The organism is Streptomyces sp. NPDC006872, from assembly GCF_040635845.1.
Classification (GTDB): Bacteria; Actinomycetota; Actinomycetes; order Streptomycetales; family Streptomycetaceae; genus Streptomyces.
In genome coordinates this window covers 653,251-677,778 of sequence record NZ_JBEYIL010000002.1, presented here as the reverse complement: position 1 = coordinate 677,778, position 24,528 = coordinate 653,251, and the positions used below count along the sequence as shown (strand labels likewise).

General features: G+C 71.6%; 18 protein-coding genes and 2 pseudogenes. 11 read left to right on the top strand and 9 right to left on the bottom strand.

Going from position 1 to position 24,528, the window contains the following annotated elements:
- Nucleotides 1–717: 717 nt before the first annotated feature.
- Nucleotides 718–981 (top strand): annotated as a pseudogene (locus ABZ725_RS08025) (GNAT family N-acetyltransferase); the annotation flags it as partial.
- 126 nt (nt 982–1,107) lie between these two features.
- On the opposite strand, the gene ABZ725_RS08020 reads toward ABZ725_RS08025, so the two are convergent.
- A complete protein-coding gene (locus tag ABZ725_RS08020) occupies nt 1,108–2,817 on the bottom strand; it encodes an MOSC and FAD-binding oxidoreductase domain-containing protein (RefSeq protein WP_358801877.1) in 1,710 nt (569 codons plus the stop codon).
- Between the two features lie 173 nt (nt 2,818–2,990).
- On the opposite strand from ABZ725_RS08020, the gene ABZ725_RS08015 reads away from it, so the two are divergent.
- The 4 genes from ABZ725_RS08015 (at nt 2,991) to ABZ725_RS08000 (ending at nt 6,494) form a co-directional block, all read left to right on the top strand.
- Nucleotides 2,991–3,314 carry a helix-turn-helix transcriptional regulator gene (locus tag ABZ725_RS08015; RefSeq protein ID WP_358801876.1) on the top strand — a complete coding sequence of 108 codons (324 nt, stop codon included), beginning with the start codon at nt 2,991–2,993 and terminating at the stop codon, nt 3,312–3,314.
- 68 nt (nt 3,315–3,382) lie between these two features.
- On the top strand, nt 3,383–4,096 hold the full coding sequence (locus ABZ725_RS08010) for an SDR family oxidoreductase (RefSeq protein WP_358801875.1): 714 nt from the start codon (nt 3,383–3,385) through the stop codon (nt 4,094–4,096).
- 411 nt (nt 4,097–4,507) lie between these two features.
- Entirely contained in the window at nt 4,508–5,578 is a 1,071-nt protein-coding gene (locus ABZ725_RS08005; RefSeq protein ID WP_358801874.1) for a polyprenyl synthetase family protein, read from the top strand.
- Between the two features lie 220 nt (nt 5,579–5,798).
- The gene (locus ABZ725_RS08000; RefSeq protein ID WP_358801873.1) at nt 5,799–6,494 is read left to right on the top strand and encodes a type 1 glutamine amidotransferase domain-containing protein; all 696 of its coding nucleotides are present in this window, start codon (nt 5,799–5,801) and stop codon (nt 6,492–6,494) included.
- A gap of 75 nt (nt 6,495–6,569) precedes the next feature.
- On the opposite strand, the gene ABZ725_RS07995 is transcribed toward ABZ725_RS08000, so the two are convergent.
- Nucleotides 6,570–7,736 (bottom strand): FAD-binding oxidoreductase, encoded by a 1,167-nt coding sequence (locus ABZ725_RS07995; RefSeq protein WP_358801872.1) that lies wholly within the window; start codon nt 7,734–7,736, stop codon nt 6,570–6,572.
- Nucleotides 7,737–7,772: 36 nt separating this feature from the next.
- A complete protein-coding gene (locus ABZ725_RS07990; protein WP_358801871.1) occupies nt 7,773–8,486 on the bottom strand; it encodes a GntR family transcriptional regulator in 714 nt (237 codons plus the stop codon).
- A 270-nt stretch (nt 8,487–8,756) separates the two neighbouring features.
- Here ABZ725_RS07990 and ABZ725_RS07985 point away from each other — a divergent pair, with 270 nt between their 5' ends.
- Nucleotides 8,757–8,915 carry a hypothetical protein gene (locus ABZ725_RS07985; protein ID WP_358801870.1) on the top strand — a complete coding sequence of 53 codons (159 nt, stop codon included), beginning with the start codon at nt 8,757–8,759 and terminating at the stop codon, nt 8,913–8,915.
- Nucleotides 8,916–8,961: 46 nt separating this feature from the next.
- Here the strand turns inward: ABZ725_RS07985 and ABZ725_RS07980 are convergent, their stop codons facing one another.
- Nucleotides 8,962–9,324, bottom strand: a complete 363-nt coding sequence (locus ABZ725_RS07980; protein ID WP_351917760.1) for a helix-turn-helix domain-containing protein — start codon at nt 9,322–9,324, stop codon at nt 8,962–8,964.
- Nucleotides 9,325–9,455: 131 nt separating this feature from the next.
- Here ABZ725_RS07980 and ABZ725_RS07975 point away from each other — a divergent pair, with 131 nt between their 5' ends.
- Nucleotides 9,456–10,106, top strand: a complete 651-nt coding sequence (locus ABZ725_RS07975) for an NAD(P)H-dependent oxidoreductase (RefSeq protein WP_358801869.1) — start codon at nt 9,456–9,458, stop codon at nt 10,104–10,106.
- Between the two features lie 355 nt (nt 10,107–10,461).
- A pseudogene (locus ABZ725_RS07970) lies at nt 10,462–10,902 on the top strand (CocE/NonD family hydrolase); the annotation flags it as partial.
- A 67-nt stretch (nt 10,903–10,969) separates the two neighbouring features.
- On the opposite strand, the gene ABZ725_RS07965 reads toward ABZ725_RS07970, so the two are convergent.
- The 5 genes from ABZ725_RS07965 to ABZ725_RS07945 all read right to left on the bottom strand — a co-directional run bounded on the left by ABZ725_RS07965 (nt 10,970) and on the right by ABZ725_RS07945 (nt 19,715).
- A complete protein-coding gene (locus tag ABZ725_RS07965) occupies nt 10,970–14,488 on the bottom strand; it encodes a S8 family serine peptidase (RefSeq protein ID WP_358801868.1) in 3,519 nt (1,172 codons plus the stop codon).
- A gap of 258 nt (nt 14,489–14,746) precedes the next feature.
- Nucleotides 14,747–17,869, bottom strand: a complete 3,123-nt coding sequence (locus ABZ725_RS07960; protein ID WP_358801867.1) for a LuxR C-terminal-related transcriptional regulator — start codon at nt 17,867–17,869, stop codon at nt 14,747–14,749.
- Nucleotides 17,870–18,036: 167 nt separating this feature from the next.
- A complete protein-coding gene (locus ABZ725_RS07955; RefSeq protein WP_358801866.1) occupies nt 18,037–18,708 on the bottom strand; it encodes a DsbA family oxidoreductase in 672 nt (223 codons plus the stop codon).
- A complete protein-coding gene (locus ABZ725_RS07950) occupies nt 18,705–18,902 on the bottom strand; it encodes a hypothetical protein (protein WP_358801865.1) in 198 nt (65 codons plus the stop codon). Before ABZ725_RS07950 ends, ABZ725_RS07955 begins: the two co-directional genes overlap by 4 nt.
- 45 nt (nt 18,903–18,947) lie before the next feature.
- On the bottom strand, nt 18,948–19,715 hold the full coding sequence (locus ABZ725_RS07945; RefSeq protein ID WP_358801864.1) for an SDR family NAD(P)-dependent oxidoreductase: 768 nt from the start codon (nt 19,713–19,715) through the stop codon (nt 18,948–18,950).
- Nucleotides 19,716–19,790: 75 nt separating this feature from the next.
- Between ABZ725_RS07945 and ABZ725_RS07940 the strand changes: the two genes are divergently transcribed.
- The 3 genes from ABZ725_RS07940 (at nt 19,791) to ABZ725_RS07930 (ending at nt 24,461) form a co-directional block, all read left to right on the top strand.
- Nucleotides 19,791–20,489 (top strand): helix-turn-helix domain-containing protein, encoded by a 699-nt coding sequence (locus tag ABZ725_RS07940; RefSeq protein WP_358801863.1) that lies wholly within the window; start codon nt 19,791–19,793, stop codon nt 20,487–20,489.
- 158 nt (nt 20,490–20,647) lie between these two features.
- Complete coding sequence (locus tag ABZ725_RS07935; RefSeq protein ID WP_358801862.1) at nt 20,648–21,478, top strand: hypothetical protein; 831 nt, start codon at nt 20,648–20,650, stop codon at nt 21,476–21,478.
- 325 nt (nt 21,479–21,803) lie between these two features.
- Nucleotides 21,804–24,461, top strand: a complete 2,658-nt coding sequence (locus ABZ725_RS07930) for a BTAD domain-containing putative transcriptional regulator (RefSeq protein WP_358801861.1) — start codon at nt 21,804–21,806, stop codon at nt 24,459–24,461.
- The last annotated feature ends 67 nt before the right edge of the window (nt 24,462–24,528 follow it).

Sequence of the window (24,528 nt, the reverse complement as noted above, 5' to 3'; positions counted from 1 at the left end):
TATGCGCTGATCCGTGCCGGTGACCACGGGTGGCTCGACGCCGTCACCCTCGTCCTGGCCGTCGCCGCGGCAGCCGTCTACGCGGCCTTCGCCGCATGGCAACGCCGGGCGGCCGCACCGCTGATGGACCTTCGTCTGCTCGGCAGGCGTCCGGTGGTCGCGGGCGCGTTCGTGATCGCCGTCACCACGGCGCTGATGGTGGGGGCCTTCTTCCTCGGCTCCTTCTACCTCCAGAACCTGCAAGGCCACGGCGCTTTGACGACCGGCGTGCTGTTCCTGCCGGTGGCGCTGCTGACCATGGCCGCCGCCACCGTCGCCGGCCGGGTGATCGGCCGCCTGGGCGCACGGCTGCTGGCCACGATCGCCCTGGCCGTCGTCGGCGCCGGGTTCCTGGTACCGGTGCTCTGGTCCGGAACCGCCGCGATGGTCACCGGCGTCAGCGTCGCCGCGGCGGGACTGGGCGCCCTGTTCGTCGCCGCCTCGGCCACCGCACTCGCCGGCGTCGCCCCCCAGGAGGCCGGGGTGACCTCCGGAATCGTCAGCACCTTCCACGAGTTCGGCGCCTCGGTCGGCGCCGCGGCCGTCTCCAGCGCCGCGGCCACGAGCATCGCCGCCCGCACCGGAACCCCGGCCGCGACCGGCTTCGACGACGCCTTCCTCGTCGCCACGGGGGTGGCCGCGGTCTCCGCCGTCATCGCCCTGTGGCTGATCCCGGCCCGCGTCATCGGCGACGGCGGCACCGCGTTCCAGATCGTCGACATCTGCGTCCACCCCGCACACCGGGGACGCGGCCTCGGCCGACGCATCATGGCCGCACTCACCGAGGAACTGGAGCGCCGGGCACCCGCCACCGCCTACGTCTCCCTCATCGCGGACGGCCCCGCCCGCCACCTCTACGAGAAGTTCGGCTTCGCCGACACCGCCACCCACGACTCGACCGGCATGTACCGCGTACTGGGCAGGGGCCCCGGGCTCGCGTGAACATCTCGCTCGGCGCTGAACGCCTCGATCACGTAGGCGACGAAGCGGCGGGAGGCCGTGAGCCGGACGGCATGCGGGAACCTGCGTACGGTCGTGCACGAAGTGCTGCCGCTCCGGGCCGGCCGTCTACAGGTCGAGGACGACTTCGGTGGTCGGCCTGCTGCAGCAGACCAGGACGGTGCCGGGCTCGGGGAGTTCGAGGGGCGGAGTGGTGTAGCTGATCTCGCCTGTCGTGAGGCGGGTGACGCAGGTGTGGCACACGCCGGTGCGACAGGACCAACGGGTGGGGATGTCACAGGCTTCGGCGAGATCGAGGAGGGAGGGATGAACGTCTGACCAGGGGGTGGTGATGCCGCTGCGGGCGAAGGTGACGCGCGGGCCGGTCGCCGTGGGACCAGATGGCTGATGCGGCCGGATCGCGGCGGTGGGGGTGACACCGGGGTTGACGGCGGACAGGACGCCGAACTGTTCCGTATGGATCCGCTCGGGCCGCAGACCGTACTCGCGGAGGAAGCCGCCGACTTCGTCCATGAAGGCGGGCGGTCCGCAGAGATAGGCGTTGGCGTCGGTGGGGATGCCCATGGCCTCGAGCGACGCAGCGGTCGGCCGGCCCTGGATGATGTGGGGCTCGTCGGGATGCGGGGCTTCGCGGGTGTAGTAGACGTACGCGTGGGCGTCGGGGAGTTGCGCGAGAAGGGTGCGGGTCTCGTCCGCGAAGACGTGGTGGGCGCGGTCGTGGGCCGTGTGGATCCACCAGACAGGGCGTGGGTCCCGCGTCGCGGCGAGCCGGTGGAGCATGGCGAGCACGGGAGTGGCGCCGATTCCTGCGGAGAGCAGGACGACCGGTCGGGCGCCGTCTTCGAGGACGAACGTTCCGCGGGGAGCGGCGACGTCCACGAGCTGCCCGGGGTGGAGCCTGGCGTGAATGTAGCTGCTGGCCTTCCCGTGGGGCTCGCGCTTGACGCTGATGCGGTAGGCGCCGGCCGTGGGCGCGGAGGACAGGGAGTAGCTCCGTACCGCGGGGTCCGCGTCGCCGACGTCGAGGCGGATGGAGAGGAACTGGCCCGGCTGGGCCTCGGGCAGGGGTGTGCCGTCGGTGGTGGCGAGGTAGACGGACGAGACGGTGGGGGTCTCGGGGGCGATACGGACGACGCGCAGGGCCCGGAAGCCCGGCCAGTCCGGCTGCCGGGCGGGCTGCTGGGCGGCGAGTTCGCGGAAGGACTGCTGCCATCCGGGGCTGAGGGCGGGGATGTTCAGTGCTCTGTGCAGCTTCGTGGGGTCACGGTCGGGGAGGTAGAGCAGCGCGTCGGCGTCGGCGACGCTGAGTCCTTCCGGGCCCTTTCGGGTGCGGGTGATCTCGTCACCGGCCTGGACCCGGCCCTCGGTGATCACACGCAGGTAGAAGCCCGGACGGTGGTGGGCGACCAGCAGGGACGCCATGGCGGGTTCGCCCAGGCGCATCCCGACCCGGTAGCAGGTGACGCGGGGCTGGGTGACTTCGAACTCGGCTTCGCCGATGCCGTACCGGTCGCCGATGCACACCTCGTCGTCGGGCAGCCCGTCTACGGTGAAGTTCTCCCCGAAGATCCCGAACGTCAGGTCGTCGCGGCCGAGCTGCTTCTGCCAGTACCGGTAGGACTGCAGCTGGTAGACGAGGACGGCTCGGATGTCGCCGCCGTGCCCGGCCAGATCTCCTTGCCCGTCCCCCTCGACATTCAGCCGCCGGACCATGCGGGGACCGTGGACGGGGGCTTTCCAGGCTCCGGTGTGGACAGTCCTGCCCTGCCAGGGCACGTCCTTGGGCACCCCAACGTTGACGGACAACAGCGTCGCCAATGCGACCTCCTCGGGGGTGGCCGGCCGGACAGCCCCTCGTGATATGACTGCCAGAAAATTCGCCGCAAATATTCACTTTGCCGAATATCGACCATATTGCTAGGTTTTGACTCGCGTGGCCTTCCCCCGACCACCGGACCGCGGTGTGATCAGGGGGGGGCAAAACCCACGAGATGTTCGGGTCGATCGGGATGGAGGCGTTCGCCGAGCGAGCCCGTCGTGAGCTGCTGGCCACCGGGGAGTCCCTCCGCAGGCGCAGGTCGGGGGCCTCGCCGAGTGACGAGCTGACACCGCAGGAGAAGCAGATCGCGCTGCTCGTGCGGGACGGCTTCTCCAACCCGGAGGTCGGATCCCGGCTGTTCCTGAGCCCACGGACGGTCGAGTGGCACCTGCGCAAGATCTTCTCCAAGCTGTCGATCACCTCCCGCAGACAGCTCCGCTACGCCCTGCCCCGCGGCGCATACGAGCCCGCGCCGGAACAGGGACTCGGGGGATGACCTGCCGGCCCGCGTCACCCGCGCCGGCCGAGCCCGCCACGGCGGGCATCCGACGACAGAAGGTCATCATGGACATCCCCGTCAAGAAGGTCGCCCTTGTCACCGGTGCGTCGCAGGGGATCGGCGCCGGCCTGGTCGCGGCGTACCGCAAGCTCGGCTACGCCGTCGTCGCGACCTCGCGCGGCATCGCCGTCTCCGAGGACCCGGACGTGCTCACCGTCCGGGGCGACATCGCCGATCCCGCCACCGCCGAGCGCCTCGCCGCCGCCGCGACCGAGCGGTTCGGACGTATCGACACCCTGGTCAACAACGCGGGCCTCTTCATCGCCAAGCCGTTCACGGAATACTCCCGGGACGAGTACGAGGCGGTCACCGGCGTCAATCTGACCGGGTTCTTCCGCATCACCCAGCTCGCCGTCGAGCAGATGCTCCGCCAGGGCGGCGGCCACGTCGTGCAGATCACCACCAGCCTGGTCGACCACGCCAGCTCCGCCAGCCCCTCGGTACTGACCTCCCTGACCAAGGGCGGACTCCAGTCCGCCACCAAGGCTCTGGCCATCGAGTACGCGGCCCGCGGCATCCGTAGCAACGCGGTCGCGCTGGGCATCGTCAAGACCCCGATGCACCCGGACGCCTACGACGAGGATCTCGCCCGGCAGCACCCGCTCGGTCGGATGGGCGAGGTCGGCGACGTCGTCGACGCGGTCGTCTACCTCGAGAGCGCGTCCTTCGTCACGGGCGAGACGCTCCACGTCGACGGAGGCCAGAGCGCCGGTCACTGACCCCTGTGCGCTGCCCGGAGGCGCTGCCTTCCAGCAGGGAGCAAACCGGTCGTGGGGACGGCCGGATGATGACGTCGGCGGGTGTCAGCACCGGTATGGCCCGCAGTGCGGGAGTCAGCGTCCGTCAGGTAACCCGGCTCTTCCACGAAGAGGTGGACACCACTCCGGGCCGGTATGGCGCCCTCGCCGTAGCCCGGGCAGGCCGGAGGCCGGGGTGTGCGCCCTTACCGTTGCCGCCGCACACCCCGAGAGGACAGCCCTGCTCTCCCGCTGATCGGCCTGCCGGGATCGTCCGAAGGCGTTGCCGAGGCGGGACGCAACTGCATCGCGTGTGCGTCGAGCGGCCTCCCGGACTGCCGCCCGTCTGCATCGGTGTCCGCCGGCAGGCCCCGAGCAGGAAGAATGCCCCCCATGACCCAGCAGATCCTTGAGCGTGTCGCCGGATACGAGCGCCGGTTCAACACGCTCTTCGCGGAGTACTTCGAGGCGGTGAGCGCCCGACTCGATGCGCCGTCCTTCAGTCGGTTCACCCCGGACTGCCTGCGGTTGCTGCGGGAGTTGTCCCTGCGGGGCGGGAAGCGGATGCGAGTCGTTCTGCTGCATGAGGCGGCGCGTCTGGCAACGGACGAGCCGGTCGACGGACTGGACGCCGCAGCGTTGAGCATCGAGCTGCTGCAGACCCATGGCCTGGTGCACGACGACCTCATCGACGACAGTCCCACCCGACGCGGCGGCCCCTCCACCTACTACGCCTACCGTGAGCGGTTCCCCGCCCATCCGCAGGCGGCCCTGGGGCTGACCGTGCTCGCGGGGGACCTGGCCCTCGCCCTGTCGCTGCAGGCGCTGCTGGAGGCGAAGGTGCCCGTGCCGGTGCGGCAGGCCATGGTCGAGGTGCAGACGCGGGCGGCCGCCGACACGTTCGTGGGGCAGATCGTCGACCTGGAGCGCGACTTCGCCGCCGCGCCGGACGAGGACGTCCTGCACTGCGTGGCCGACTACAAGTCCGCCCGCTATTCGATCCTCGCACCCCTGCAACTCGGCCTCCTGGCCGCCGGCGAGCAACCGGCGCTCTTCGAGAAGGAGTTGCGGGAGTACGCGCGGCTGGTGGGGATCTGCGGGCAGATGCGCGATGACTACCTGGACCTGTTCGGAGACGCGGCCACCATGGGCAAGCCGACCGGCACCGACCTCCGCGACGGCAAGCACAGCTACACCGTCCGTGCGCTGCTGGCGGCCGTCGACGACGCCGAGCGTCACGTCGTGGAAGCCGCGCTCGGTGACCCGTCCTGCACGCTGGAGACCATCGCTGCCGTCCGGGAGATCGGTGAGCACCGTGGTGTGCCGGGCAGGATGGAGGCGGATATGCGCCGCCATGCGCAGCAGGCGTCCGCGGTGGCCGTCGGCTGGCGGTCGCGGTGGCGGGAGGAGGCCGTCGCCTTCTTCGAGCTGCTGCCGCTGTGGAGCGTGGAGCGAGCCAGGTGAGCCGCCCGCACCACTGGCGTGCTGCGTCCGGGCGGCTCACCCCGGGAACGTGTGGAGCGGGGTGCCGGCGGCCGCGCGGATCGGCATTCCGACGGTGACTCGGCCGGCACCAGTTGTGTTCCACGGGTGCGACCGACCGCCTCGTGCGCGACCGTGGTGGTGGACAGCGGCTCCGCGGCGTCGACGCGGGCCCGGCCTCCGGACGGCAGGAGTGATCGAGATGGCGAAGGTACTTTTCGTGATGACCGGGGCGACGTACTGGGTGCTCAAGGACGGCACCCGGTACGCGACCGGTTACTGGGCCGAGGAGTTCGCGGCCCCGTACAAGGCGATCACGGAGGCAGGTCACGAGGTCGTGGTCGCGACGCCCAACGGTGTGACTCCGAACGTCGACATGATGAGCCTGCGTCCCTCCATGGCGGGCGGGGAGGAAGGGGCCCTCGAACTGGAGGCCATCATCCGGTCCGCGGAAGTGATGAGGCGGCCGCTCCAGTTGTCGGACGTCCGGCTCGAGGACTACGACGCGGTGTACCTGCCCGGCGGCCACGGTCCGATGGCGGACCTGTCGCTGGACGCCGACGTGGGGCGGATACTCACGGCGCAGCTCGCCTCGGGCAAGCCGCTCGCAATCGTGTGCCACGCGCCCGCCGCGATGCTGGCCACCAGGATCCACGGCGAGTCGCCGTTCAAGGGCTACCGGGTCACGTGCTTCACCGATGAGGAGGAAGAGGCGGTCGGGCTGGCCTCCAGGTCGACGTGGCTGCTGGAGACGGAGCTGAAGGACAAGATCGGCGTCGAGTTCAGTCGCGGCGAGATCTGGAAGCCGTACATGGTGGAGGACCGCAACCTCATCACCGGGCAGAATCCCGCTTCGGCCGCGGTCCTGGCGGAGAGGCTGCTGACGCTGCTGAAGTAGCGGCCCCCATGGGTCTCCGGCCCGCCTTCCTCCCCGTCGCGCCCCCGTGACGGGAGCGTGGAGGAGGGTTCTCGGCTACTGGTCGCCCAGGGCGGTGGCGTGCTGATCCGCCTCGATGTCCGAGCGCCCTGCGCCGGTGAACCGGGTGGGCCGGAAGGCCCGCAGGAGGTCCTGTTCCTGATCGGTGGTGATCTCGGTCGCGACCAGGCGTCCCAGGATCGGTGCCAAGGTGACCCCGCTGTGCGAGACGAGGCAGTAGACGCGGGACTGCGCGGAGGCATAGCCGGCGACGGTGTGGCCGTCCGCGGGCAGTGACCGCAGGCCGACCCGCAGGTCGATCTCCGGTGCTCGGCCCGGGTCGGGCAGCAGCGCGGAGAACCGCCGAGCGAGGGTGTTCGCGATGTCCCCGTCCGCGGACGGGGGGTCTTCGGGATCGACGTCGGCGTTCAGGTCGAGAGCCTGCAGGACGGCTTGCCCACCGGCCGCAGGGCGGAGATTCAGGCCGGGGCTGTGGATCACACAGCGCAGGTCGAGCTCCGGCGACCTGGCGTACCCGAGCAGACCGACGGTCTGCGCTCCGCGGCCGACGTCCGTCACCATGGGAACGTCGATCCCGGCCCGTGCGGCGAGCCGTTCGGTCCAGCGGCCTGCCGCCAGGACGACTCGATCGCCCCTGCGGACCTCGCCTCCGGCCAGGGTGACGGACACTCCGTCGGGTCTGTCGTCGATGGCCATGACCTCGCCGATCGCGCATGTGGCTCCGTGCTGCTCGGCGTCCGCCAGCAGGTTGCCCACGAAGAGGGCCGGCAGAACGTATCCCTCACTGGGGAAGTGCGCGATGGACGTGATGGTCGCCGGGATCCGGAGGTCGCCCGCGATCCGCGTCGCCTCGTCGGGCGTGACCCGGTGTGCGGGGTAGTCCAGGGCCTGCAGTCGTTCCACGTTGTCGGCAAGTCGCCGCTCGTTCGCGGCGTCCGCCCACTGCAGCGCGCCGCTGGGGAAGTACGACGGCGCACCGGGCAGTTGCTCGGCGAGCCTGGCGTGCTCCTCCATCCCTGCGAGGTTCAGCCGGTGGTAGTCCGGGTCGGGCTTCCGGCTGGAGTTGATCCAGGCGAAGGTGGTCGCGGTCGTGCCGGTGCCGGCTCCCGACCGGTCGAGCAGGAGAACGTCCTCGCCGGCGACGGCAAGCTGCCTCGCGACGCTCACGCCCAGCACACCGGCGCCGATGATGATGACCTTCATGGTGTACGCACTTCCTTTCCGGCAGCGACACGCTGCTCATATGACGGGGACGGGCAGCTCCAGGAAGAACTCGGCGGTGCCCGGACGGACCAGGGTCGTGACCACCTCGACGGTGCTTCCGTCGTCGGCACGCAACTCCCTGCGCCGCATCAGCGCGGGTGTTCCGATCTCGCTGTGCAGCAGTGCGGCGTCGTGCTCATCGAGGCTCACCGGGTCGAGGTAGACCCGGATCGCGTCGATCGGTACCCCTCTGCGCTGGAGATACGGGAGGGTGACGAGGTCTTCGAGGTTCTCGTTCAGCAGGTCGGGGGCGACCGCGAAGAGAACGACGTGCCGCTCGACGGACTGTGGCTCCTCGCGCACGTCGAGCTTGCGGCGGACCAGTTCCACCACGGCCGTGTCGGCCGAGGCGCCCGGGAGCGTCAGGACGGCGTCGGCGGCCCGGACGATCCGCGCGGACACGACTTCGTGTCTGCCCGGTACGCCCTTTGCTGCTACCGCGGGGGTGACGAAGTTGAGCAGGTTGATCTGCCGCGTCACGTCCGCGACAAAGGTGCCGTGGCGCCGGCGGCGGATCGCCAGTCCCGAATCCGCCAGGTCGTTGAGCACCCGTTGGGCCGTGGCACGGCTGACGCCGTACTGGGTGGAGAGGTCCTTCTCGGTCGGCAGCCGCGCGCCGGGGGGCAGGTCCCCGGCCCGGATCTTCGCTTCGATCTCTCGCCTGATCTGTACATAAAGCGGCACGGTCATGATCAGACCGTACATTCGGCCAATTGACCGGTGACAGTGAACCGACCGCCCCTGCCTGATTCGTCATGTCGGTCTCCCGCCTGACTACACGGTGAGCAGCGCCGCACAACTACACCGTACAATCGACCAATTGACCGGTCAATAGCGCGCCCCACTGTGAGCACCCTCGGTGCCGACCGCATGAGGGCCTCCGTACGGGCGGGAGAGGAGTGCTCATCCAGGGATCGGCGGTCTCTGGATAGCCGGGTGGGATGCGGCGAGAATAGGGGCATGGAGAAGAAGGAACCGGCGGAATTGCTGCGCTGTCGGCGTGAGTTGTCGCGCCCCGACAGCAAGCTGGAACTCCTCTCCAGCGGGTTCCCCGTCGAACGCCTCCAGGCCACGTGGGCGGATCTCGTACGGCGGGTGGTCCGGGCCGACGGAGCCTGAATCCTGAAGATCCGAATCGTCTAGAACCCGCACATGCGGCGGCTGCTCAGCAGGCGGTCGGGGCTGCGCTGCGGTCCGCTTCCGGGAGATGCCTCTCCGCCCAGGCGGCCAGTTCCTTGAGAGCCGGCTCAAGCGCCCGGCCCGCTTCCGTCAAGCGGTACGAGACGCGCAGCGGCGGCCCCTCGTCCACCTCGCGCACGACCAGCCCTGCCGCGCCCAGCTCGGTCAGCCGGTCCGAGAGCATGCGCTCGCTGATGCCCGGGATGGCGCGGTGCAGGTCGGCGAAGTGCACCGGGTGCTCCATCAGGGCGGCCACGATCGGGCCGGTCCAGCGCTTTCCGAGCAGCGCGAAGACGCGCGTGATCGCGCCGTCGACCGTCTTACAGGGCTCCGCGACCGGTTCCGTCATGCCTGAAGTCTACTGTGAGACCGATCGTAGGTGAAAAAAAGTAAGTCCCTGTGTTATCAATAGGAGCACACGAAACGACAGCTCGTCCTTCCCTGACGCCTCTGTCGCCCACGCTTCTTTGGAGACCCCCCATGGCAACGCTGCTGCACCTGGACTCGGCCCTGTGGCCGGAGCAGAACTCCGCCTCCCGCGCGGTCACCGCCGCCTTCCGTCAGGCATGGGAGGCGCAGCACCCCGACGGCACGGTGATCTACCGGGACCTCAACGCCGACCCGATCCCGCACCTGGACACGCTCACCGCCTCCGCGGCCTTCACGCCCCCCGCCGACCACACCCCGGAGCAGGCGGCCGCCTTCGCCGAGCAGCTCAAGCTGATCGAGGAGCTGGAGAGCGCGGACGCCGTCCTCATCGGCGCCCCGATGTACAACTTCACGATCCCCTCCACGCTCAAGGCATGGATCGACCAGGTGATCCTCGTGGGCCGTACCGCGCTCGTCGAGGAGTCCGCGGTCAAGGGCACCCCGGTGTTCATCGTGGCGAGCCGCGGCGGCTCCTACGCCCCCGGCACCCCCCGCGAGCCCCTCGAGTACGTCCAGAACTACCTGGAGGGCGTCCTCACCGAGATGATGGGCGTGAAGGTCGACTTCATCGTCCCCGAGCTCACGCTGGCCCGCTCCAACCCGGCCATGGCCGAGCTGATCCCGCTCGCCGACGCGTCCAAGGCCAAGGCCCTCGAGGACGCGACCAGCAAGGGCAAGGAAGCCGCCCTCAAGGCTTCCTGACTCGCTTCCTGACTCCCTGCGGCCGTGACGTCCCGGGGCTCCCTTTCGGGGCCCCGGTCGCACGCTGTCACGGGGCGTCGGCCCGACGATGCGCGGACAGCTACGTGCCGACCTGGTCCGGCGGGAACTCCTCGCCGAAGCGGTTCGTGCGCGTTCGCCATGACCAGGACGCTGAACGGCCTGTTCAGCTCGGCCAACGCGAAGACCGTACGGCAGCTGTTCGGTGAGCTGGACGAGCAGGTCGCGCGCGATCTGGGAGCGTTCGTCGCGGGCGGCACCGGTGCGGTGGTCAACGACTGGCTGATCGACGGCGCCGGCCTACGCCCACGGCCGACAGCCCGCCGACCGCGCGCCGGTCCGCCTGTTCGTCATGGGCGAGGAGAAATGGCGCGACTTCCCGTCCTGGCCGCCGCCCGGCTACGAACCGCGCCGTTTCCACCTCCAACCGGACGGCGGCCTCTCCACCGGGGCACCCGCCGAATCGACCCCCGACGGCTACCGCTACGACCCGGCCGACCCCACCCCGGCCGTCGGCGGCGTCCGTATGACCGTCGGGGTGAAATCGGGCCGCGCGGACAACACCGCGCTCGAAGCCCGCCCCGACGTCGTCACCTACACAACTCCCGTACTGGACAACGACGTCGAGGTGATCGGCGAGGTCGCCGCCGAGATCTACTTCCGCTCCAGCCTGCCGTACGCCGACGTCTTCGTCCGCCTGTGCGACGTCGACGAGCAGGCCTTCCACGACCCCGCACACCCCTCAGCGATCGTCCTGCCGGTACGAGAAGTGCACTGACCGGGGCCGGGTGGGAGCGCGGCGCCGCTCCCACCCGGCCCCGGTCGGCCTGTGGTCCGTCGGGCTGTCAACCGATGGGGTACGCCCGGGTGATCGTCTCGCTGAAGGTGTTGCCCGAGTGGTCCTCACCGCTGGCGCGCAGGGTCGCCCAGCCGCTGGTGGCGGAGGCCGCCGGGTGGGTCAGGACGGCCCGCCCGTTGGTGCCCTTGACCCGCGTGGGGACGGTCGTCCAGGTCGCGCCGTCGTCGTACGACACCTCGATCTTCACCGTGTCGAGGCCTCGGTGGCGGCGGGGCCCCTGCTGCTGCACCACGAACGGGATCGTGAACTCCGTGTCCGCCGGGGCGATGCCGTTCGCGTCGGTCGGCGGCTGGAAGCGCAGCACGGTCAGCGGCAGCGGGGCGGTCGCGTCGGCGCCCGCCGACCGGAACGTCCAGCTGGCCTCGATGCGCTGTGAGCGCTGGCCGTGCCAACTGGTGCTGCGGGTCCCGGTGACGTCGAGCCGGTAGTCGGCCGCTTCGGCGGGTACGGTCCAGAAGTTGTCGAAGTTGTCGAAGTTCGCCTCGTCCTCCCAGGGGCTGTCCAGCGTGCCGACCTCGGTCCCGTCCCGGTAGAGGGTTGCCTCGGCCCGGCTGAACGCGCGGTTGTTGTAGTTGTAGTGGCTCGGGTCGGAGTCCCCCCACAGAGAGAACGCCGGGGCGATCCGGTTCCCGGTACGGCTCAGGAACTGCCCGTTCGCGGCCAGCGCCGGACCGACCACCGGATGGTTCCAGGTCTCCTTCGTGACACTGCCCGGCTTGTAGGTCCGCGGGTTGGACTGCTGTCGTCCGAGGGCGTAGTAGCTGCTGCCGTCCGGGGTCATGTACTCCCCGAAGAACCCTGTCCAGGTGACATCCGGGTCCGCGCTGTAGTACTCCACCCGCTCGGTCGGGATCGGCACGTTGCGCGTCACCGAGAAGAGGTTGGTCTGGCCGCCCACGTAACCGAGGACGACTCGGGCCGCTCCGGCGCGCTGACCGGCCCGCTTGCCGTACGAGGCGTTCACCTTGGCCAGTCGGTGGAGCGGGACGGCGTAGGAGAGGCGGCTCGGGACGCCGCCCTTCGTCTCCTCCACCAGTGAGTAGACCGGACCCTCGATCAACGCGTCGGGCTCCGCCGGGACCGCCAGGATGGTGCGGTAGACGTAGCGGTAGGAGCTGTCCCGGTCCGCGGCCGGGGTCGGTACGGCGGACAGGGCCGTCGTCGAGTAGTACGGGGCCATGACGCCGAGGCTCGACAGCTCCCGATGGCCGGTGGAGTCGACGGAGGTGTGCTGGGCGTCGAACTCACGGAACCAGGGTGCGACCGTGTCGTCCGGGACACCGACGTACACCGGCTTGCTCTTGCGGGCGTCGAACTCGATCGCGGTGTTCCGGTCGACCACGACCCCCGGTCGGCTCTCCAGGGTGAGGTCGACGGACCTCTTCGTCTCCGGATCCACGGTGTTGATGAGGGCGGTGAGACCGTACCTGCCCTTGGGCAGCCTGAGGTGGGCCTCGGGCCGGACCGTGTTGATCTGCCCGAAGGACGAGGCGCTGGTCCGGTCGAGAGGATCGACGGCGATCACGGACGTGTAAGGCGACAGCGGCGTGCTTCCGTTGCGGTCGAGGGCGGTGAGGTCGAGGTCGTAGCTCTCCTCCTCGAACTTCGCCGTGACCGTGGTCTGGACGCGGGTGGAGCCGTCGGCGCTCGCCGCCACCAGCCGCCAGGCGTACGAGGCTCCGGTCGCCGGGATGCCGGTGGCCGGGTCGATCGTCACGTCCACGGTGGACTCGCCGCCAGCCGGGACGGTGACCTCGGTGGCGGAGAGGCGCAGGGTGTCCGTGGGGGGAGTCGCTCCGTCCGCCGCCGAGGGAGTGATGGTCAGGGTGAGCGGGGTGTCGGCGTCGTTGCGGTAGGTGACCGTCCTGGTCGCGGCCGGGGCCGCGGTGTGCGGCCAGGTGAACAGCCCCGCGTTCAGGCCGGCCGGGGACACGGTCACCGTCCTGCTGGTCGCCCTGGCCACGTCGACGAGACCGCTGCCCTGGACGTGGACGCTCTGGTCCGGCTGCGGACTCGCCGAGGACTTGATCCCGTCCTTGAGCTGCCGGCCGCCCCAGTCCGGGTGCGCCTGGGCGAGCAGGGCCACGGCGCCCGCCGCCGCCGGGGTCGCCATCGAAGTGCCCGACAGCGCTGTGTAGTTGTCGTCGATGGGGCCCTGCGGGCCCGCGGGGTCGATGTCGCCGATCGAGGTGCCCTTGGCCCGGGCCGAGATCACGGCCACGCCGGGGGCGGTGACGTCCGGCTTGATGGCACCGTCCCCGAGGCGCGGACCGCGGCTGGAGAACGACGCGAGCGCGCCCGTGGAGTCCACCGCGCCGACGGTGAGGGCGGCGTCGGCGGCGGCCGGCGCCCCGATGGTGGTGGTACCGGGGCCGGAGTTGCCCGCGGCGACCACGAACAGCGAATCCCCCTGCGCCGACAGGGAGTTCACCGCCTGGGACAACGGGTCCGTGCCATCGCTCGGCAGCCGTGAGCCGAGGCTCATGTTGACGACGTCGGCGCCCTGTGCCACCGCCCACTCCATGCCCTCGATGATGTCGGAGCTGAAGCCTGAGCCGCCGGCGTCCATGACCTTGCCGATCAGCAGGTCGGCGCCGGGCGCCACCCCCTCGTACCGGCCGCCCGAGGCGGCTCCGCTCCCGGCGACGATGCCGGCCACATGGGTGCCGTGGCCGTTGTCGTCCTCGGCGTTGTCGGTGCCGTTGATCAGGTTCCGTTCCGTTGTCACCCTGCCCTGGAGGTCGGGGTGGGCGTGGGCCCAGCCGGTGTCCAGGACGGCGACCTTGACGCCCTCGCCGGTGTAACCGGCGGCCCGGGCCGCCGGGACGCCGATCTGGGCGTTGCCGACGTCGTCGCGGGTCTCGACGGGAGCGTCGAGCCAGACCTTGGACAGGCCGGACTCCAGCTTCGCTGCGGACGCGGACCCCGACTCGCGGACGATGTCCGCCCAGAACTCGCCCGCCTCGTCGTGCCGTTCCTCGACCGCGGTCGCGTCGATGCTCCGCAGCGTGTTGCCGACCTGCGCACCGTCGGCACGAGTGAGCGCCGAGGGAGTGCGGTCCCCGGTGTGCCCGACGATCAGCGGCAGCGCGTCGAGTTGGGCATCGTCGTACCCGGCCCGGGTGAGGGCGGTGATGTCGAACAGCCGGGCGTCCAGGGTGCCATCGGCCACCAGGCCTACCGCGTCCGACGGGATGACGCTGAACTCTCCCGCGTCCTCCCGCTGGTAGAAGACGATGTCCGAGCGGCCCTCACCGGCTTTGACCTGCACCGAGCGCTTACCGCCGGCTACTTCGGTGACGTTGACGACATCGCCGGTGATCAGGGTGACCGACGTCTGTCCGTCGGTCGTCTCCGGCACGGTGTCCGAGGCGCCGGCGGGGGGTGAGGCGGCGAGGACGGCGGCGGTCAGGGCGGCGGCCAGGACGGCGGCGGTGAGGGCGATGGCCGGGCGGGGAGATCTGGGGCGCCGGCCGTGGCGGTGATCGGGGGTGGGGGGTGTCACGGTGTTCCTTTCCGAGTGCCGAAGGTGGGGGACGGTGGCTCAGAGGGGTTCGAACCGGCCGTCGTCGCAGCTCTCAGGGAGGGCTTCCGCCTCGTCGGAGGACTCCTGGGCGCAAGGCGGCCCGGGGTCACCCTGTCCGGCCCCTGCATGCTGCTCGCTCTGTTCCTCGGCGTGCGGTGGCTCCTGCGGGTCGACTCGCATGGCACACCAGCCTCGTACGCGACCGGCCGTACGGCGATCAGGCAGGTGACCGAATAATTAGCCGTGGGGTGCCGAGTCCCCGGACTCCAGCGGCAGTACGCCGGTCTCGACGGCGGCCCGGACCACGGCCGCCCGCGACGACACCCCCAACTTGCGCATGGCGGCGCTGAGTTGAGTAGCCACGGTCTTCGGGGAGACGAACAATGTCTGCGCCGCCTCCCTGTTGGTCATCCCCTGCGCAACCAGGGCCACGACCTGCTGTTCCCGTGGGGAGAGCCGTGGGCCGTAGCCGCGCGGCCCCCTGCGCCAGGCACGGGCCACCTCCACCCCGTGCCCGCGCAGCAGTTGGGCGACCCGGTCCGCGTCCGTGCGCGCACCCAGCGTCCACAGCCGCTCCTGCACGGCGGCGAGCTGCGCGAGCGCCTGCCCGGTGTCGCCGTGCCGGAGCAGACAGCGGCCCCGCCGTTCGAGTGCCAGCAACTCGTCGTACGGGCGCGGCAGGGCGGCCCACGCCGAGGCCGCCGTCGCGAACGCCTCGGCGGCCAGGGCCGGTTCGCTGTGGGCCTCGGCCAGGATCGCGCGGCCGAACGACAGCGCGGCGGCGGCCGCCGGCGCGTTCCGCCCCTCGATCCCGTCGGCGTACCGTCGCAACAGCTCTTCGGCCCGGTCGATCCGGCCGGCTCCGGCCAGGGCGTCGAGGTGGGCCGGGAGGATGTCGGTGGCCCACAGCCAGACGTCCTTGCGTTCGATCAACTCCAGTACGCGGCCGGTGACTTCGAGGGCCGTGACCCAGTCGCCGTCGGCCAGGTGCGACCGGGCGAGTGCCGCCGCCGAGAGCCCGGCCTCCGGCTCGCACAGGCCGCCCTCGGCGAGTTCGTCGACGACCTTCCGCAACCCGCGCCGGGCCGCCGCGCCGCCGCCCCCGGCGAGTGCCAGCACTGCCTGGATCTGCCGGGCCAGCCGCGAGCCGTAGGGGTTGACGTCCCGGTCGGCGGCCAGCGCGGCGACGGTCTCGTCCAGGCCCGCCCACTCTCCGGTGCACCAGTCCAGATAGGCGAACGGGACCCGGACGACGCTCAGCAGCCGCCGGTACCCGATGGACTCCACGAGTTCCACCGCGGCCGTCAGCCGGGACCGGGCCCCGGCATAGTCACCCCAGACGATCGCCGTCTGCCCGGCGTTGAACAGGAACCGGGCGAGCAGTCTGCGCTCGGCCGGGGGCGCGTCGGCCGCGGCCCGCTGGATCTCGTCGGCCGCCCGCCAGCCCTCCTCCTCGCCGAGCAGGAGCAGGGCCGAGGCACGGTTCGTCAGCACCCGGAGCCGGTCGGACGACGACTCGATCCTCGGCAGCAGCTCCGTCGCCCGCGCGAGCCACCTGCGGTGCCGTGCCGCCGGCCATTGCGGCACCAACGGCATCGCCAGCACGGACATCGCCGTCGCGGCCAGGTCGGGCCGGTCCTCCAGGTGGGCGACACCGTCCTCGATCTCGTCGAACGCCGCGGACTCCTGACCGGCGTCCCGCAGCAGCCGGCCGAGCAGCAGCTTGATCTCACCGCGCTCCTGACGCGGCAGATCCTCGTACGACAGGACCTTTCGTACGGCGTCCAGGACGGCCCGCGCGAGATCGCTGACGTCGCGCGCGCCGAAGACGGCCGCGCCGCCCATCTTGCGGGCGAGGCGCGACCGGTCCGCCGTCGCGAGGTCCGCCGCATTGAGCAGGCCCAGCAGGGTCACGACCGCGGCACGGTCGTCCCCGGACTCCAGCGCCACGTCGGCGCCGGCCTCCCCGTACCGGCACCACCCCGCGACGTCGCCCGCCTCACGGCAGTGCCAGGACAGCCGTGCGACGGGCTCGGGCCGCAGCCCGCGCAGGCTCGCCACAGCCCTGCCGTGCAGTCGGCGCCGGTCCGGCGCGGGGATCGCGCCGCGCACGGCCAGGCAGTCCAGGGCGTGCCGGTAGGCGTACGCACCGGGTGTGTGCTCCCGCAGCAGTCCCGACCCGAGCGCGGCCGCCAGCCCGCCCCGGCCTGCCTCGGGCTCCAGGTCCGCGACCGCGCTGAGCAGTGCCTCCTCGGACGGCGCGTCCAGCACGGCGGCGGCCTCCAGCACTGTGCGCGCCGGGGCGTCGAGCCGTTCCACCCGCTCCAGCACCGAGTCCCGCAGGGTCGCCGGGACCTGTAACTCGGTCAGCACCCGGCGGATCCAGGCGCCGTCGCGGTGGACGATGTCCCTGCGGTCCCGCAGCAGGAGGACGCACTCCTCCACGGCGAGCGGGATGCCGTCGGTGTGCCGGTGCAGGAAGGTCACGAACTCCGCGGACACCGTCGAGGTGTCGAACATGGACGCGACCAGCTCACGGGTGTCCGGCAGGTCCAGCGGCCCGAGTGTCAGCCGTACGAGCGTGACGTCCGAGGGCACCCGGGAGGTCAGCCGGGTCAGGAGCGAACCGTGCGGCACCTCGTCCGGGCGGAAGGAGACCACGATCGACAGGTCGGGCCGTCCGGCGGCGGTGAGGGTGAGCAGCCATTCCAAGGTCGCGGTGTCGGCCCAGTGGGCGTCCTCGACGACCAGCACGCCGATGTCCAGTCGGCCCAGCAGCTCGGTGAGTGCGCTGAGGATCCGGTGCCTGGTCTCGTGGGGATCGTCGAGCACGTCCAGCGGCGGCGGCAACCGGTCGGCCCAGTCGGGGAACAGCGGCCGTAACGCCCCGGCCAGCGGGCTCAGTTCCAGCCCGGCGGGTGGGGAGGGGACGCGGCGGCGGATGCCGTCGACGACCGCGCCCAGGGTGAACGGTTCGGGCAGCGGCGGGCAGGTGGCGATCACCGCCTCGCGCCCGACCGCCCGGGCGACCGCCTCCCGCACGAGCCGCGTCTTCCCGATACCGGCCTCGCCCTCCAGCACGACGAGCGCCGGCCCGTTTCCCAACGCCTCGCACACGGCGAGGAGTTCGGTCTCCCGGCCGACGAAGTCGGGGGCGGGACGGGGGGCGTACGACGGCGCCGGACGAGGCGGCGGGTCGGACGAGGGCACCCGGTGGGGCCGGAAGCCGGGCGAGGGCGCGGGCACGGGCGTGGGGTGGGACGGGGAGTCGTACGACGGCGTCTGCCGCGGCTGCGGCTCGCCGTGCGGTTCGTCCCGGCCGGCGTGACGCGGATCATCCCGACTGGGGCGACGTGCCAAACTGCCACCTCCGGCTGCCTGTCCGAGGTCAACCCCCGCACCAGTGCTCACACCGCGCCCGGGCCCACCATCTTGGCATGGCCACGCCTAGCCTGACAGTACGGGCCGGAAACCCCGCCGCAAGCCGGACCCCTGCGGCGAGCGGTCCCGAAGCGACGGATCGCCGCTCAGCGGGTCGCCCGGGCGGTGTCCGCGTGGGCGGAGCGCAGGGCGGAGAGGAAGGTGTCGGCCGACTGGGCGCCGGAGAGAGCGTAGGCCCGGTTGACGACGAAGAACGGCACGCCCGTGGCACCGTATCCGCGCGCCTCGCGGAAGTCGGCCTGTACGGCGTCCGCGTACTCGTCGCCGGTCAGCATCCGCCGGGTCTCGTCCTCGGGGACGCCCACCTCGGCGCCGAGCCGTACGAGCGTGTCGGGGTCGTCGACGATCGCGCCCTCGCACAGATGGGCGCGCAGGAGCCGCTCGTGCATCCGGTCGCCCAGCCCGTGGGCGGCGGCCAGGTGGCTGAGGCGGTGGGCGTCGATCGTGTTGACCGATACCGCCCGCTCCAGGTCGTACGTCAGCCCTTCGGCGGCGGCGAGTTCGCCGACCTGTCGGGTCATCGCCCCTATCCGGGCGAGCGGGGCTCCGGTCTTCTGCGCGAGCGTCTCGAACACGGGCCGGCGGTGGCCCTTGGGGTGGGCGGGGTCGAGCTGGAAGCTGTGCCAGTGCAGTTCGACCTCCGTACCGTGTTCGAAGCGGTCGAGCGCCGTCTCGAGGCGCCGCTTGCCGATGTAGCACCACGGGCAGACGACGTCGGACCAGATGTCCATGCGCAGCGTGTCGGGCGGTGTGCTCACAGGACGCACACCCCGTCCGTGCAGAGGGCCGCGTCGTCCGAACCGAGGTTCATGAGGGGGAAGTTGACCTCTTTCGTGTCCGGATGGCCTTCGGCCGCGTCGGCCGGTCCGTCGGACAGGGTCTCGTCGGGCACGGTCTCGACGGGCTGTCCCGCCGTGCCGTTGCGGAGAGGCTGGAGAAGGGGGTCGAGCATCAGGAGTCCAATCGTCTGAGAGGCGAGGTGAGCGGCGCCCGGGCGTTACGCGGCGGCGCCGGCCTGCGGAGCAACCGGCTCCGGGTGGATCTGCTCGACGCGGTCGCGCTTGGTGTACAGGTCCCAGTAGGCCTCGGCGAGGTCGTCCGGGTCTGCGACGGGGAGCTCGAAACCGTTGGGCATCGTGATGGGCTCGGTCCCGACCGGGGCGCCTGTCTGGGCCTCGACGGCCTCGGCGGCGGCGCTGCGGGCGATCAGGGCGGCGACGGAGAGGGTGCCGGCGTAGACGCCGGTGTCGGCCAGTTCGGCGTTGAGGGAGTAGAGGTAGTTGCGGGCGGCGGCCATCACCGGGCCGAGGCCGCTGGCGTGGGGCATCGGCTGGACGGCCGAGTAGCCGGTGCCCATCAGGACGGCGCCGTCACCGCGTTCGACCATCTCCGGCAGCACCGCGTGGAACACCTCCACCGGGGTGAACAGGAACAGCCGGGACAGCGGCTCCAGGGTGGCCGCGTCCAGTTCGGCGGCCGGCGTGAAGGCCTGGTCGCCGCCGATCGGGGCGTACTCGACGACGTCGATCCGGCCGAAGCGGTCGCGGATGGCGCCGACGAGGGCGGGGACCGCGGTGGGGTCGGACAGGTCGGCGGGGAAGGGTGCGGCCTCGATGTTCTCCTCGGCCAGCTGCGCGACCAGCGCGTCCAGCCGGTCCTTGCGGCGGGCGACCAGGGCGACACGGAAGCCCTCGCGACCGAAACGGCGGGCGACGGACACCCCGAGGCCGGTACCGGCACCGAAGACGGCGATCACTTTGGACATGGGACGGCTCCTTGCAACAGAGGCATCTTGACCCAGGGGTCAACTTCACTGCGACGGTAACATGAAACTTGACCCATGGGTCAAGTTGACTGGGCGGGGGAATGGGACCATGGAGTCCGGACACACGACCAGGAGGAACGCCGGATGCGGGCCGACGCGCAACGCAACGCGGAGAAGCTGCGCACAGCAGCCGCCGAGCTCTTCCGTGAACGTGGCCTCCAGGCGCCCCTCAAGGAGATCGCCCGCCGGGCCGGCGTGAGCCACGGCACCCTCTACAACCTCTTCGGCACCCGCGAGGCGCTCATCGACGAGGTGGTGGCCGACCTGGCGGCGGCCCGCCTCGACGAGGCCGCCGAGCAGGCCCTGGCGCGGGAAGACGCCTGGGAGGGATTCGCGTACTACATCGAGACGCTCTGCGAGCTGCAGGCCACCGACCCCGCGATCGGTGACGTGGTCGCCGGCCGCTACCCGGGCGCCGAACGCCTGATGACCGTCTGCGCACGCTCCTACGCCTCGACCGCGCGCATCATCGAGCGCGCCCAGCAGGCCGGCGCCCTGCGCCCCGACTTCACCCGCGAGGACCTGCTGTTCATCTTCGGCACCAATGCCCTGCTGGCCCGCGCGGCCAAGGACACCGCCCCCGACGCCTGGCGCCGCAGCGTCGCCTTCATGCTCGACGGCCTGCGCACCGAAGCCGCCCACCCGCTCCCGACCGGCCCGCTGACCTCTCAGCAGATGTACCAGGTGATGGGCAACCTCACCGGCACGCCCTGACGAGTCCGGCCGCGCCCGTCCCGCCTCGCCGGATCCCGCACCCTGGCGGGCGCCGGGCTATCGCGTCGACGCCAGGTCGGGCGTAGCGTTCCATGCTCGGTGGATCAGCGCACGGGCTCACGGTGGGACGCGAGCACCGTCATGGAGGGGGGGTGGCCATGGCATTGGTCATGTGTCCGTTGTGCAGCGACGACGAGGACGTCGAGTTGGTCCGTGCCCTGGAGGGCGGACGGCGGACCGTCAGACACAGGTGTGGGTACGAGTGGGACCACGGGGAGCCCACTCCCCCGAAGAAGAAGGCGTCCTATTCCTTCGACGACCTCAAGGCCCGTTTCCCGAAGCCCGAGGACGTCGAGCCCGAGGTGCTGGAGCGCGTGACCCGGCTCAAGGCGCGGTATCTCGCCGCCAAGCCGGGCGTCGATCCGCGGGTCGCGGCCTACTGGGCGAAGTACCAGGAGATCTTCTCCCCCGACGGGTTGCGGACGTGCGACCCCAGGGTCCTCAAGGACTTCGCCAACTCCGAGGTCGGGGCCCGCCCCGGCAACCAGGCCACGTTCAACTCGGCGTGGAACGCCATGGGCGACGCCGCGGCCGGGGAGGAGACCCGCAAGACGATCGAGTACCTCCTGCACGGCCCGGCCGACGTGCCGCTCGAAGACCGGCTTCAGCACTTGCTGGCCGGCACGAAACCGTTCGCCATGACCGGTTTCAAGGAGGCGCTCCTCACGAGGGTGCTCTGCGTCGTGCAGCCCGAGCGGTTCCTGTCGATCCTCAAATACACGACGGAGGCCGGCGGAAAGCGCGAGATCGCGCGGATGGTCTACGGACTGGAGCTGCCCGCGCCGGAGTCGGTGAACTGGACCCTCGGGCGGCTCATCCTGTGGAGCAACGACCTCCTCCATGCCCTCGTCGGCGAGGGTTTCGCCAACCAGCAGCACTCCGCCGCCTTCCTGTGGTGGGCCAAGGACCAACCTGGCGGATGCCGGTAGCACGACGCCGGAAGCCGGCCGGAACGAGATGCCGACATAGTGGTTGTCGAACGTCCCTCAGGCCCGAAACGACACTCTCTTTGCGATCTGCCGTTTCCGGGCGCGTCGGATGAGGGAAAAGCACGAAAATGACACACCACGGCCACTCAAGTCCCACGCCCCATAACCTGCACGGCTTTTCAGTACCAAAAAACAGCACAAAAGAAGAAACAGTCGAAATGGGACACATCTGCCAGAGCGTCCGGGAACCACGGAGATGAGGCGTATGACGAGTCTTTTACCGGCTCAGCAGTGGACCGCATTCCGCATACCGGCCTCTGAGGCCATGTCACGGGGCCGCCTGACCGAGCAGTTCGCCCACTGCTCGTTGGGCTTGGTGGTCGCGCCGCCCGGCTTCGGCAAGACCGCGCTGTTGGCGCAGGCGGCCAGGGCGCATCCGGGCCCGGTGACGTGGTACCAGGCCCGGCCCGACGCCGACCAGCGGGAGTTGCTGACCACGCTCGGGTACCCGGCTGACGCGCTGGCGGGCTCCGCGGGGCCGCCCGGCGCGGCTCAGCAGACGCCGCGGCGGCGCGATGTCAGGGACAGTGGAGCCGTCGGGCGACTCGTCGTCATTGATGACATGCACCTGCTGTCGGCGGCCGCGCGGGCGCTCGTGGTCCGGCTCGGCCAGCTGGCCCCGCCGCACCCACGGGTGCTGATCGGTACACGCCCCGCCGCCGGGTTGTCGGTGGCCGCGCTGGAAGCGTCGAGCGCGACGGTGGTCAACGCCGACGCGCTGCGGTTCCGCTCCTGGGAGGTCGAGCACCTGTTCCCGCATCTGTACGACACTGCGCTGCGCCCCGGAATCGCGCTGCCCCTGGTCCGGGCCACCGGCGGCAGGGCCGCGACGCTGAGGCTGTTCGCCAGAGCCGTGGCGGCCCGCCCCGACACGGGACAGGAACAGATCCTGGCCGACGGGATGTTCGGCCGCGAATACCTGGAGCGGGAGGTGCTCGCCCCGCTCCCCGACCGTCTCGGACGGTTCCTGACGGAGACCTCCCTGCTGAGCCGGCTCACCGCCGACACCTGCCGAGCGCTCACCGGCCGGGCCGACAGCGCCGAGATGCTGTGGTCCCTGGCCCACGAGCACGGGGTCCTGCGCGCCGACCCGGACGGACGGACGTACGTCGCCGAGCCCCTGCTCCGCGAGTGTCTGCGCGCGCGGCTCACGGGCATGTCGACCGACGTCGAACTGACACGGCTGCGCGCCCGGGCCGCCGCCTGCGCCGCCGCCGACGATCATCAGGACCCGCCGCCTTCGGCGGTGCGCCGCCGCCCCGGGTCCGCCGACTGGCCCGGCCCGCTGCGCATCGTCGTCGCGGGCGCCCCGGACACCTACCTCGACCGCTCTGTCGGGCACGTCGCCGAGGACGGTCCCGGCAGCTCCGCCGCCCTCCTCGTCCAGGGCATCGCCGCCGCCCTGACCGGCGACAGGACGGCCGGGCCCACCGTGCGCCGGGCGTTGGCGGAGGCGACGGACGACGCCCTGGTCGCGCTGTCCGGGCAGTTGGTCCGGGTGGCGCTGACCGTGCTCGCCGGGGGCCCGGCCAGTCCGGTCCCCTACCCGGAACTCCAGCGGATCGCCTACGACGCCGAACGGCTGGACCTGCCGTGGCTGAGCCGGGCCGCCCGGTGCCTGCTGGGCCTGGGACCGCACCCCGAGGACGCCGGGCAGCCGGTCGTCGTGCTGGACGAGTGCACCCGGCTCGGCGACGCCGAGGGGGCGGCGCTCGCCGCACTGGCCGGGTGCCTGCGCTCGGTACGGACGGGGCGCCCCGGCATCGGCGAGTTGGAGGAGGTCGTGCGCCGGTTCCGGGCACTGGGCTGGGGCACGCTGGAGGCGTGGGGCCGGGCCGCCCTCGCCGTCGTGGAGGTCGCGAACGACCTGCCGGACGCGGGGCAGCGCGCCGCGCAGGCGGAGGCGTTCGCCCGGTCGGCGGGGGTACCGGGGGCACGTGCACTGGCCATGGGCGCGATGGCGCTGGCCGCGCCCGATGCGGCGAACCGGGCCGAGTTGCAGGAGGCCGCCTGGTCGACGGCCCGGTCCGCGGGGCTGCCGGAGTCCGGGCTGCGCTCCTGGCTCACCGCGCTCGCGGCCCCCGCCGGCCCGGTCGGGGACGGCGCAGCGGCGGCGGGCCGGACCAAGGCCGTCGGACAGCACGCCGCCACGTCCGGACGCGGCCTCGGAGCACGGCCGGCACCGGTCCTGACGGTGCGTTGCCTCGGTGGCTTCGAGTTCACCCTGGCCGGGCGCGAGCACGACTGGGCGAAGCTGCGCCCCAGGGCACAGGCGGTACTGCGGCTCCTCGCGGTTCGCGCAGGCCAGGCGGTCCACCGTGACCATCTGGTGGTCGCGTTCTGGGACGGAGTGACGACACCGTCCACGCTGCACAACCTCCAGGTGACGGTCTCCAGTCTGCGTTCCTTCCTGGAACCGGAACGTCCCAGGGGCGGTTCGCGGCTCATCGCACGGCAGGGCGACTCCTACCGGCTGGTGCTGGCGCCCGGTGATGTGAGCGACGTCGCGTCGTTCGAGCGTGCGGTGCGCGAGGGCCGACGAGCCCGGGCGCAGAAGCGGCAGGAGGAGGCGGCGGACGCGTTCCGCATCGCTCTGGACCACTACGCGGGCGAGCTGCTGCCCGAGGACGGGCAGGCCGAGTGGGTGGCCGCCGACCGGGAACGGCTGCGCCGGGAAGCGGCCAACGCGGCCGTGGCGCTGGCCGAGATACGGCTCTCCCAGGGCCGGCCCGTGGAGGCGGTGGAGGCGGCCGAACGCTGCCTCGAGGTCGACGGGCACCGCGACGCCGCATGGCGGGTGCTGATCCGGGCCTGCGACGCCGCCGGGCTCGCGGCCGACAGTGCGCGGGCCCGCAGCGGCTACTCGGCCATGCTGGCCTCCCTGGGGATCCCACCGTCCGGCGGGCTCTCCCATCCGGTGTAGCGGCGGGCGCCGGGGCGCGCGGCCGCCGGGCCGCCTGCTCCGGAGCACGTCGCCGACCGGACGCCGT

Coding starts and splice junctions, on each gene's coding strand:
- ABZ725_RS08005 (WP_358801874.1), top strand. CDS start 4,508: ATGACCCAGCAGATCCTTGAGCGTGTCGCCGGATACGAGCGCCGGTTC.
- ABZ725_RS07975 (WP_358801869.1), top strand. CDS start 9,456: ATGGCAACGCTGCTGCACCTGGACTCGGCCCTGTGGCCGGAGCAGAAC.
- ABZ725_RS08015 (WP_358801876.1), top strand. CDS start 2,991: ATGTTCGGGTCGATCGGGATGGAGGCGTTCGCCGAGCGAGCCCGTCGT.
- ABZ725_RS07990 (WP_358801871.1), bottom strand. CDS start 8,486: ATGACCGTGCCGCTTTATGTACAGATCAGGCGAGAGATCGAAGCGAAG.
- ABZ725_RS07995 (WP_358801872.1), bottom strand. CDS start 7,736: ATGAAGGTCATCATCATCGGCGCCGGTGTGCTGGGCGTGAGCGTCGCG.
- ABZ725_RS07945 (WP_358801864.1), bottom strand. CDS start 19,715: ATGTCCAAAGTGATCGCCGTCTTCGGTGCCGGTACCGGCCTCGGGGTG.
- ABZ725_RS07950 (WP_358801865.1), bottom strand. CDS start 18,902: ATGCTCGACCCCCTTCTCCAGCCTCTCCGCAACGGCACGGCGGGACAG.
- ABZ725_RS07940 (WP_358801863.1), top strand. CDS start 19,791: ATGGGTCAAGTTGACTGGGCGGGGGAATGGGACCATGGAGTCCGGACA.
- ABZ725_RS07930 (WP_358801861.1), top strand. CDS start 21,804: ATGTCACGGGGCCGCCTGACCGAGCAGTTCGCCCACTGCTCGTTGGGC.
- ABZ725_RS07985 (WP_358801870.1), top strand. CDS start 8,757: ATGGAGAAGAAGGAACCGGCGGAATTGCTGCGCTGTCGGCGTGAGTTG.
- ABZ725_RS08000 (WP_358801873.1), top strand. CDS start 5,799: ATGGCGAAGGTACTTTTCGTGATGACCGGGGCGACGTACTGGGTGCTC.
- ABZ725_RS08010 (WP_358801875.1), top strand. CDS start 3,383: ATGGACATCCCCGTCAAGAAGGTCGCCCTTGTCACCGGTGCGTCGCAG.
- ABZ725_RS07980 (WP_351917760.1), bottom strand. CDS start 9,324: ATGACGGAACCGGTCGCGGAGCCCTGTAAGACGGTCGACGGCGCGATC.
- ABZ725_RS07935 (WP_358801862.1), top strand. CDS start 20,648: ATGGCATTGGTCATGTGTCCGTTGTGCAGCGACGACGAGGACGTCGAG.